This window comes from Bradyrhizobium retamae (assembly GCF_001440415.1).
Classification (GTDB): domain Bacteria; phylum Pseudomonadota; class Alphaproteobacteria; order Rhizobiales; family Xanthobacteraceae; genus Bradyrhizobium; species Bradyrhizobium retamae.
Genome location: NZ_LLYA01000012.1, coordinates 1 through 8,824, shown reverse-complemented (window position 1 = coordinate 8,824; position 8,824 = coordinate 1). Strand labels below are relative to the sequence as shown.

7 protein-coding genes and 1 tRNA gene are annotated in these 8,824 nt (G+C 63.5%); 5 read left to right on the top strand and 3 right to left on the bottom strand.

The annotated features are described in order from the left end of the window. The coding region (locus tag CQ13_RS03795; protein WP_488225900.1) for a MoeA family protein at nucleotides 1-646 on the bottom strand (646 nt) is incomplete at its 3' end. Between the two features lie 181 nt (nucleotides 647-827). Between CQ13_RS03795 and CQ13_RS03790 the strand changes: the two genes are divergently transcribed. Beyond that, nucleotides 828-2,039: an ABC transporter substrate-binding protein gene (locus tag CQ13_RS03790; RefSeq protein ID WP_057841681.1), complete on the top strand. Its 1,212-nt coding sequence runs from the start codon at nucleotides 828-830 to the stop codon at nucleotides 2,037-2,039. A 75-nt stretch (nucleotides 2,040-2,114) separates the two neighbouring features. On the opposite strand, the gene CQ13_RS03785 is transcribed toward CQ13_RS03790, so the two are convergent. After that, the gene (locus CQ13_RS03785; RefSeq protein ID WP_057841682.1) at nucleotides 2,115-3,080 is read right to left on the bottom strand and encodes a TAXI family TRAP transporter solute-binding subunit; all 966 of its coding nucleotides are present in this window, start codon (nucleotides 3,078-3,080) and stop codon (nucleotides 2,115-2,117) included. Nucleotides 3,081-3,250: 170 nt separating this feature from the next. Between CQ13_RS03785 and CQ13_RS03780 the strand changes: the two genes are divergently transcribed. The 4 genes from CQ13_RS03780 to CQ13_RS46375 all read left to right on the top strand — a co-directional run bounded on the left by CQ13_RS03780 (nucleotide 3,251) and on the right by CQ13_RS46375 (nucleotide 5,363). Further along, nucleotides 3,251-3,326: transfer RNA gene (locus CQ13_RS03780), tRNA-Ile, on the top strand. 435 nt (nucleotides 3,327-3,761) lie between these two features. After that, the gene (locus tag CQ13_RS45275; protein ID WP_245309018.1) at nucleotides 3,762-4,076 is read left to right on the top strand and encodes a beta-lactamase family protein; all 315 of its coding nucleotides are present in this window, start codon (nucleotides 3,762-3,764) and stop codon (nucleotides 4,074-4,076) included. A gap of 10 nt (nucleotides 4,077-4,086) precedes the next feature. Next, a complete protein-coding gene (locus CQ13_RS45270; protein ID WP_283807485.1) occupies nucleotides 4,087-4,716 on the top strand; it encodes a serine hydrolase domain-containing protein in 630 nt (209 codons plus the stop codon). Next, entirely contained in the window at nucleotides 4,686-5,363 is a 678-nt protein-coding gene (locus tag CQ13_RS46375) for a DUF3471 domain-containing protein (protein WP_283807484.1), read from the top strand. Before CQ13_RS45270 ends, CQ13_RS46375 begins: the two co-directional genes overlap by 31 nt. 95 nt (nucleotides 5,364-5,458) lie before the next feature. Here CQ13_RS46375 and CQ13_RS03770 read toward each other — a convergent pair. Then, nucleotides 5,459-8,824: autotransporter-associated beta strand repeat-containing protein (locus CQ13_RS03770; protein WP_156433482.1), on the bottom strand; the 3,366-nt coding region annotated here is incomplete at its 5' end.

Sequence of the window (8,824 nt, the reverse complement as noted above, 5' to 3'; positions counted from 1 at the left end):
GCTGACGGATATGGGTTCGGGAATGACGAATACGCCCTCGCCGAAAGGCCGCGACCAAGACGACCTCACCGCCCGCGGCCCGCGCGCCCTCGGCGACCAGATTCGCGGTTATCGTGCCGCCGGGAATATTGACGATGCGCAGGCGCGGACGGCGCACGCTCAATCGCGCCATTCCTGCGGCGCGGGCGATCATGAGATGGCGCGGCAGCACGCGCCGGCCGGTTTCAACGAGACGGCTGCCCGCGGCGATATCGCTGCCGGCCCGGCGCACGCCCTGCCCCGGGATCGCCTCCGCCAGCACCTGCACGAGCGGACCGGACATCTCGACGGAATCGGAATCCAGGACGCAGTCGCAGTTGTCAGGAATGATCTCGCCGGCCTCGACCCACACCGGCGCCGCCGTCAATGGCAGCGGCGAATAGGAGGATGCGCCGACAAGGTCGCGCGCTCGGAATGCATAGCCATCCGCGGCAGCGATATCGCGCGGCGGGTGGGCATCGAGTCCCGGCAAATCCGCGGCAATACAGCGCAGCGCTTCCGCCAGTGCCAGTTCCACCGGCGCGACCGGATCCACGCCCTCCAGCAACGCGGCAAGCGCCACATCGAGCGGCGTCAGCGAAGTCGGCAAGCGCTGGTTCGAGGTCATTGGAGCCCGCCTATGCCCTGAATCGGGCGGAAAATAAATAGAACCGGACACGGCGCGCGTGGTTTAGCCCATCCAACCCACGTTGACGCCGGCGCGAAATAGTTGCAAATGAGACCAATTGGCGGAACCAACCGCCTGAAAACACCGACGGCCAATGTGCTGACCCTAGGGAGAAGACAGGATGTTCGCCAGGAAACTATCCAGGCTTGCCGTGCTCATGGCCGCGCTGCTGGCATCGACCGCCGCGCTCGCTCAAATCTCGGACGACGTCGTCAAGCTCGGCGTTCTCACCGACATGAATGGCCCGGCGGCCACGGCGACCGGCCAGGGCTCGGTCACTGCCGCGCAGATGGCGATCGACGATTTCGGCGGCAAGGTGCTGGGCAAGCCGATCAGCATCATCGTCGGCGATCACCAGTTGAAGCCGGATATCGGCGGCGGCATTGCGCGGCGCTGGTATGACGTGGATCAGGTCGACGTGATCCTCGACGTTCCGGTTTCCGCGGTCGGGCTTGCGGTGCAAAACATCACCAACGAAAAGAAGAAGCTGCTGATCGTGCACTCGACCGGCACCGCAGACTTCCACGGCAAGTTCTGTTCGCCACATGCGATACAATGGGTGTTCGATACCCGCGCGCTGGCGGTCGGCACCGCGCAGGCGGTGGTGAAGCGCGGCGGCGATAGCTGGTTCTTCATCACCGACGATTATGCGTTCGGTCACTCGCTGGAGCGCGACGCTTCCTCCGTGGTCACGGCCAATGGCGGCAAGGTGCTGGGCTCGGTGCGCCCGCCGCTTGCCACGCCTGATCTGTCATCCTTCGTGCTGCAGGCCCAGGCCTCAAAAGCCAAGATCATCGGCATTGCCGCCGGTCCTCCGAACAACATGAACGAGATCAAGACCGGCGCGGAGTTCGGCGTGTTCAAGGGCGGCCAGCAGATGGCCGCGCTGCTCGCGTTGATCACCGACATCCATTCGCTTGGGTTACCGGCAGCGCAGGGGCTGTTGCTGACGACGTCGTTCTATTGGGACATGGACGACAAGACCCGCGAATGGTCGAAGCGCTACTTCGCCAAGATGAACCGGATGCCGACGATGTGGCAGGCCGGCGTCTATTCATCGGTCATGAGCTATCTCAACGCCATCAAGGAAGCCGGCACCGACGAGCCGCTGAAAGTGGCGGCGAAGATGCGCGAAAAGCCGATCGAGGATTTCTTCTCCCGCAACGGCAAGCTGCGTGAGGACAATCTGATGATCCACGACCTGTGGCTGGTGCAGGTCAAGAAGCCGGATGAATCGAAATATCCGTGGGACTACTATCAGATCCTCGCCAAGATTCCCGGCGACGAAGCGTTCGGCCCGCCCGATCCGGCGTGCGCGATGGCGAAGAAGTAAGTACGCGAATGGCGAGTGGCGAACAGCGAGTGGTAAGGCGAGCTCTATTCGCTACTCGCCATTCGCTATTCGCCTTCATTTCGCTACCCCGACCTCGCGAAAATACTTCATCACTCCGGGATGGATCAGTCCCGCGTTCGGCGCCGCCGCAACCGTGTTCGCGGCCGTGGTCTCACAGGCCTGCGGCAGCTTCTTGCACAGTGCAGCCTCCTGCCCATGAAGCGTGCGCGCCAACCGGTAGGCGACGTCGTCGGGCAGGCTTTCACGCGCCAGCACAAAGCTCCAGGAGCCTATGGAATCGATCGCGGTCGGCTGGTTCGGATAGCTGTTGGCGGGCACCGTCAGCGGTTTGAGGAACGTGTGCTTGGCGCGGACGCGCGCGATCTCGCCGGCGTCGGGTGCGATAAATCGCGCGCCGCCGGGAGCTTGCGCCATCGCGGCAAAGCCTGGCCAGCCGACGCCCGCGCCCCACAGCGCGGCGGCGCGGCCGTCCTGGACCATGGCGGGGCCGTCGCCGGCGCGGTCGAGATAGATCGACTTGAAGTCCTCGTCCTGCTTCAGCCCGATGCCGTCGAGGATATAGCGCGACAGGATCGGCAGGCCCGAGCCCTTCGCACCGAACGCGACCGGCTGGCCGACCAGATCCCTGATCGTCTTGTAGGGACTGTCGGCCCGCACCACGAACATGCCGGGGCTGGAATACATCGCGGTCAGGATTTTCAACTTCGTCGCCGGCCGCCCGATGCCCATGAAGGCTTCATAGGCGGGCTCCCCCGCGACCAGCGCGATATCGAGTTGGCCGGATTCCAGCAGCGGGATGTTTTCGTTGGAGCCCTTGGTGTTGCGCGGGTCGATCGACAGCGCCGGATCGGCGGCATTCATCACTTCCGCAAATGCATTGCCATAGACTGGGAAGCCACCTCCTGGCGTCGCGGTTCCCAGGCTGATCGTGGTTTTGGTAATGGCCTTGCCTCCCTCCTGTGCCCCGGCGCTGCCCGCAAGCAGCAGCAGGCCGGCGCAGGCAATCCCAGCGAGTTTCATTGTTGGCCTCAAACGTTCGGTGACGATGATGCACGGAAGGTTGTAGGCAAGCGCGAGCGCTTGTGAAAGCGCGTTTTCGGCCCAAAAGGTCGGCATTGCCGTATCGCTGTCATGCCTGTAAACGATGGCGGCACCGTTGCCGGCCGCCCCCCCGCGGCCGCTCCGCGGCGGGGCCTGTAGCTCAATGGTTAGAGCCGGCCGCTCATAACGGTCTGGTTGCAGGTTCGAGTCCTGCCGGGCCCACCAGCCTTCGCTCGCTTCGCGAGCTTCGGCTGGGCAAGCCGGTGCCACAAACACCTAGGGAAGCGAGCGGAGGCTGTCACGCCGAAGCCCGAAGAGCGAAGGCGGACCGGCGCCCCAAGCCCGGCGAGGGTCTCGTTCCCAACCAAAATATCCAAAACAACCCCATGCAAAGTAGCGCGGCAGTCGCCGGCAGGCATGCTTCGAGCGACGCCGAAGACTTTTGACATGTCGGGCAAATCAGCGGGACAACTCCATCATCGTAGCCACGTTTGAGTGCTGGATACCGCTCCACATTTGAGCTGGCTATGGTCTCCTCTCGATCGTAGATTCGGCGGCCTCATCGCAACAAAAGGCCAAACACACTGGACGGATTCGGCAGCGGCTCGGCCGCTGTTCGTGGATCCGCGCTTACAACGCTGAACACCGGAGTGCTGTATCATGTCTTCGCTGAAGTCGTTTGCGGCACTTCGCCCGACCAATAAGGAATTTGCCACCGGGTTGGCAGCCTTCTTTCTTCTCTGGACCGACGCGCCGGTGCCGAGCTTTGCTGATACATCACCGCCCCAGACCGCCGGCGTACCGATATCCGATGCTCAGATCGACAAGGCTATCGCCAGCCTCGACGCGATCGCCGGTGACATCATGAAGGGGAGCGGCGTGCCGGACATGGCGGTCGCGGTGGTGCGGGATGGCAAGACGGTCTACGCCAAGGGCTTCGGCGTTCCGGAAAATCGGCGAGAGCCAGCCTGTTGACGCAGATACCGTGTTTCAGATCGCGTCGCTTTCGAAATCCCTTGCGGCCAGCGTGGTGGCCCATCAGGTCGGCGCGGGCGTCATCAAGTGGGACACGCCCCTCGTCGCGCACTTGCCCTGGTTTAGGCTTGGTGATCCGTGGATAACGCAGCGTGTTACCATTGCCGACATGTTCAGCCATCGTTCGGGTTTGCCGGAGCACGCCGGCGATGATCTGGAAGATCTCGGCTATGACCGGCGAACCGTGCTGGAACGCCTGCGGCTGCTGCCGCTTCACAGCTTTCGAGATACTTACGCCTATACCAATTTCGGCCTGACGGCTGCGGCGGAGGCTGTTGCCGTTGCATCGAGCAAGGGCTGGGAAAGCCTTTCCGAAGATGTCCTTTACAAGCCGCTCGGCATGAGCGCGACCAGCTCACGCTTTGCTGATTTTGAAAAGCGGCCCAATCGCGCCGTTGGACATGTGAAGGCCGGCGACGGCTTCCAACCGAAGTATCAGCGTCTGCCGGACCCGCAGTCGCCGGCGGGCGGCGTCAGTTCGTCGGCAAACGATCTCGCCCGATGGGTGGCGCTGGTGCTGCAAAACGGGAAATTCGAAGGTCGGCAATCATGCCAGCGGGTGCGCTGCTTCCGGCCGTGACGGCCGAGGTCATTTCGACCCGCTCCTCCGCGATCGACGCAAGGCCAAGATTCTACGGCTACGGGTTTGGCGTTGACATCACACCGGCGGGCCGGACGATGATCAGTCATTCCGGTGCCTTCGCCTTGGGTGCCGGAACGCATTACACGATGATCCCGTCGGCCGGGGTCGGAATTGTCGTGCTGACCAACGCAGGACCTTGCGGTGCAGCGGAAGCACTCGGCGCCTCTTTCGCGGATCTTGTCCAATTCGGCACGGTCACGCGGGATTGGTTTGCCGCCTATAGCACCGCGATGGCGGTGCTCACGGCGCCGACGGGCGATCTCGTCGGCAAGTCGCCGCCCACAACTCCAGCACCGGCGGCGAGGCTTTCATCCTATGCCGGTACCTATGTAAGCTCTTATTTCGGCAATGCCGAGATCCTCGAGGTGAGTGGCCATCTGGAGCTGAAGATCGGACTTTCGCGCGGGCCCTACGTGCTGACGCACTGGGACGGTGACGTGTTTTCGGCGAGCCCTTCCAGCGAGAACCAGACTGATGGTTCACTGTCGTCGATCACATTCAAACGGTCAGGCAACGAGCCGGCGCGCGACCTGACCATCGAATATCTCAACGGCAACGGGCTCGGCCTGTTTGTGAGACGTTGAAAGGCCCTCGTGCAGACGCGGTTCTGACGAACGCGCGTCTGAGGAACGCGGCATGACTCAATTCGTCACTGACCGACGTCAAACCCGGGACGATGTCAGAACCGCCAGCTAAAGCTGCCTTTGACCATGTTGTTGTGGCTGCGGTCGGCGAATTGGCCGGCCCAGGAGATGCCAAGCGAGGCGTTGGCGCCGACGGCATAGTCGAGACCTGCTTCAGCAACGAGAGCGTCACGGGCAATCGGCGATCCGGCCAGGGCGAAGGGCGATCCGGATTGAAAGGCCAGCGTCGCCAGCGGCGTGACGTCACCAAATGCATGCCGCCAGCCCAGTGTGCCGCGTGCTGTGAGGGTCTGCGTCAACGCCGTCGCGCCACGCAGGCCCAGGGTTGTGTAGGCGGTATCGAGCGTCGCCGATCCCGTCATTGCCGCGAGGCCAAGCTCGTTGACGCCGCCATCGACCCGCACGTAAGCAAGGTTCAGGAAAGGCTCCAGCGCACCGGCGCGGAATGCATAGGTATAGCCAACCTCGCCGAACACCTGGGTCGTCTTCAGCGCATAGTCACCCCGTTGGGTGTCCACGACATTGACCACGGCAACCTGCCGCGAGGTGAGCATGTCGTTCCACGAGAAGCTGGCGCCGCCGCGCAGGCCCCATGCGCCGAACTGCCCGCCGCCGTAAGCTGCGATATGGTAGCTGTCGCTCGAACCGGACGCGGCGATATCAGGGGACCTGAAGCTGGAGTGGCTGTAGCCGCCCGCAAGGCCGACGCGCCAGGTGCCGTTGAAGGTGACATCGAGGCCCGAGATCACGCCGCCGAGCGAGTGATCGGTCTTCGCGGCGTTGCCGTCGCCGTTGAGCGTACCCTGGCTCCCCAGCGCCTGCGCCCATACCGAGTAGACCTGCGCTGGCCTCGGTGCGGCGGCCGCCGGTGGCGCCTTGTAGAACGGCAGGGACGCATAGGCGTTGCGCAGCGTTTCATCCGCATAGGACAGCGCGTTGCCCGCCTGAGCCAAAGGCGTGCCGTAAGCGAAGTCCTGCCGCAACCGGCCGGTGACGGCGTCGCGCAGATACTGCGACTGCTCCGACAAGACACCTGCCGCGTTGGCGTGGATCGAGGCGTTGCTGAGACTGGTGAAGGCGGCGCGCGCCTGGGCTTCGCTGGCGCCCACCACCTGCTGCCACAACGGATGGCTGGCCGCCGTCGATTCCAGCGCGCTGGCCACCGCTTTCTGGTTCGGCGTGGAGGCGAGATCGGCGAAGCTGACCGCGCTGCGCGCGGTCGTCAGGTAGCCGTTGAAGCCGTCGGTGCTCAGGGTAAAGGCAAGGAACGGAAAGTCGGCGACTGCGACGGTTGGAGATGTCACCGTCAATCCGCCCTGAGTGGTGAGCAGCGTGTAGGTCTTGCCCGGCAGCACCGGCGCTGATGCGGTATTGGTGTCGTGCGCGATCTCGAAGATCGAGCTTTGGATGTTCGCGGTGCCGGTCACTTCGATGCGGTCGCTGGTCGTGCCGTTGAGCTCGACATAATATTTTGAATCGGGCCCCATATCGAAGTTGCCGTCGATATGGAGGGTGCCGATCGAATTCCCCGGCGAGACGGTGCCGCCATTGTTCTTGACGTTGCCGAGTGTGCCGTTGCCGGACAGGGTGCCGCCTTTGTTGACATTGACGACCGACGAGCTTTTCAGCGAGCCGTTCACGTTCAGATTTCCGGCGTTGATATTGGTCGCGCCGGTGAACGTCTGGATACCCGACACCGACAGCTTGCCGGTCCCGTTCTTGGTCAAGGTGCCGCTACCCGAGATGACATCGGCATAGGTGCCGTCGAAGTTCTGATCGAAAATGAGGGCAGCGTTGTTCAGGATGTTGCCCTTAAGGCTGTTTGACGTGCCTTGCAGGGTGCCGGCCGAGACCGTGGTGCCGCCGGTGTAGTTGTTGGTGCCGGAGAGGGTCAGCTTGCCGGCGCCGATCTTGCGCAAGCTACCGACACCCGGGTCGTTGCCGAGGCCCGTGATGTTGCCGGCGAAGGTGCCGTCCGTCGCCTGGTCGAAGACAACGGATTTAGCGACACCAGTATTGGCATCGAAGGCGATGTTGCCGCGCAGGCTCGTGGTGTTGCCCTGCACTGTGCCGCCGTTGTTTTGAATGGTGCCGGTGAACGTGTTGGCACCCGTGAGGATGAGGGTGCCTTCGCCGATCTTGGTGAGGATGTTCGTGTCCTTGCCGCTGACGATACCGCTCAGGGTGAGCGTTTTACCGGCATCGACGAGAAACGCTCCGCCGAAAGCAAGCTCGACGGCACGCGCGCTGGTGAAGGTCTCGGACGCACGCAGAGCGCCGCCGTGGAAGGTGATGCCCTTACCGGCAGCGCCAAGCTTGTCATCGGAGGCGACGCGCAGGGTTCCTGCGTTCAGCATCGTGCCTCCGCTATAGGTGTTCGTGCCCGTAAGCTCGAGTTCGCCGTTGCCGTCCTTGATGAACTGGCCGGCGCCGCTGATATTGCCCGCCCAGGTGAGCGGGTGCAGGGCGATGTCGATGCCGCCGTTGCCGGCCAGGGTGATATTGCGGCCGATCGATGTGGCCGCAGGAGTGTCCTTGGTGGTACCAACCGACCCCCCGTTCAACGTGATCCCGGTGCCGGCTGCGCCAAGGTTCGCGTCGCTGTCGACGCGCAGGACGCCGCCGGTGACCGTCGTGCCACCCGAGTAGGTGTTGGTGCCGGTAAGGATCACGTCCCCTGGGCCGGACTTGACCAGCGTGCCATTTCCGCTGATGACGCCGCTCCAGGTCGCCGCATAATATGATCCCCGAAAGCCGCCGCTGTTCGTGATCGTGATGGCGCGATTGATGGTCTGTGCCGGCGCATCCCAAACCACCCCGATCGAGCCGTTGTTCAGAGTGATGCTGCCCGGACCCAGGCTAGCGGCGGAGGCGACCAGCAGTGCGCCGCCGGTGACGGTCGTCCCCCCGGTGTAGGTGTTGGTTCCCCTGAGCGAAACATCGCCGGTTCCGGTTTTGGTGAGACTGCCGGTGCCGGACATGTTGCCGGCATAGGTGCCGGTGCCCGACTCGTCGAAGATGACGGCCGCATTGTTGATGATGTTGCCCTGCAAGCCTAAGGCATTGCCTCGGAGGATACCCGCGTTGACGGTGGTGCCGCCGGAATATTTGTTCGCGCCGGTGAGTACAAGCGTGCCGGCGCCGTTCTTAACCAATGACCAACTGCCGGCGTTGCCGCCGCTGCCGCCGACTCCCGTCTGGTCTGCGATAGCGTCGCTGATGGTCTGTGTCTGTCCCGCGCCCGGATTGACGCTGAAGGACCCGTTGCCCTGAAGGAACATGCCGGATCCGTAGGCCTGGCCATTCTGCATACCACTGCCGCCTGCGACCGTGTTTCCGGACATGTTGAGCGGGCCGGCCAGGTTCAGCGTTCCGCCTTGCTGGACGAAGATCGCGCCGCC

Bases quoted from the DNA above. Each gene is read 5' to 3' on its own strand.
- CQ13_RS03785 (WP_057841682.1), bottom strand. From the start codon at position 3,080: ATGAAACTCGCTGGGATTGCCTGCGCCGGCCTGCTGCTGCTTGCGGGC.
- CQ13_RS46375 (WP_283807484.1), top strand. From the start codon at position 4,686: ATGCCAGCGGGTGCGCTGCTTCCGGCCGTGACGGCCGAGGTCATTTCG.
- CQ13_RS45275 (WP_245309018.1), top strand. From the start codon at position 3,762: ATGTCTTCGCTGAAGTCGTTTGCGGCACTTCGCCCGACCAATAAGGAA.
- CQ13_RS03790 (WP_057841681.1), top strand. From the start codon at position 828: ATGTTCGCCAGGAAACTATCCAGGCTTGCCGTGCTCATGGCCGCGCTG.